Origin of the sequence: Nocardioides sp. REDSEA-S30_B4 (genome assembly GCF_001627265.1) — a bacterium.
Taxonomy (GTDB): domain Bacteria; phylum Actinomycetota; class Actinomycetes; order Propionibacteriales; family Nocardioidaceae; genus Nocardioides.
Genome location: NZ_LUPI01000051.1, coordinates 19,477 through 20,377, shown reverse-complemented (window position 1 = coordinate 20,377; position 901 = coordinate 19,477). Strand labels below are relative to the sequence as shown.

The 901-nt window shown below is 72.1% G+C and carries 1 protein-coding gene; it reads right to left on the bottom strand.

Going from position 1 to position 901, the window contains the following annotated elements:
• Positions 1–171: 171 nt before the first annotated feature.
• Positions 172–901 (bottom strand): alpha/beta hydrolase (locus A6R01_RS11140; RefSeq protein WP_292605828.1); only part of this gene is annotated, 730 nt, incomplete at its 5' end.

Genomic DNA, 901 nt, shown 5'->3' with positions numbered 1-901 from the left:
CCCTCACCAAACCCCGCATCCGCCGCTGCCTCAAGCGCTACATCGCACGCGAGATCTACCGACACCTCGCAGCCCTTGACACGCTATAGAAGCGTCTCGTCGCTGGCGCTCCTCGCACCTCGACCACCGGAACGGGTCACTGGCGCTCCTCGCACCTCGACCAGCGAGATGTCAGTGCAGCCCGGCGCGCACCGCGTCGGCGATCTCGGCCACGGCGGCCGGGCCCGAGCGTCCGGCGCCGACGACGTTGAAGAAGCTGTGGATCAGCCCGTCGAAGCGTCGTCGGGTCACGGTGACGCCGGCCTTCTCGAGCAGGTCGGCGTACGCCTCGCCCTCGTCGCGCAGCGGGTCGAAGCCGGCGGTGCAGAGGTACGCCGGGGCCAGGCCCTCGGGGAGGTCGGCCAGCATCACCGAGAACCGCGGGTCGTCCATCTGGGCGTCGTCGGCGACGTAGCACTCGGTGGCGCGGTCCATGAAGACCCGCGAGAGGAAGAACCCCTCGTCGAAGAGCCGCATGGAGAGGAACTCCTCGCCGCCGTCGCGCGCGCCGTGGCGGGCGTCGGTCATCGGGTAGACCAGCAGCTGCAGGCGGCACGGCAGACCGGTGCGGGCGGCGTGGATCGCCGTGGCCGCGGCGAGGTTGCCGCCGGCGGAGTCACCGCCGACGCCGATGCGCTCAGGATCGGCGCCGAGCTCGCGAGCGTGGTCGACCACCCAGTGGTAGGCCCGCTCGGCGTCGTCGTGGGCGGCGGGGAACGGGTGCTCGGGGCCCTGGTGGTACTCCACCGACAGCACGCGCACGCCGGCGCGCTCGGCGATCAGCCGGCACGGGGCGTCGTGGGTCTCGATGTCGCCGACGAAGAAGCCGCCGCCGTGGAAGAAGACCAGCAGCGGGTCGCCC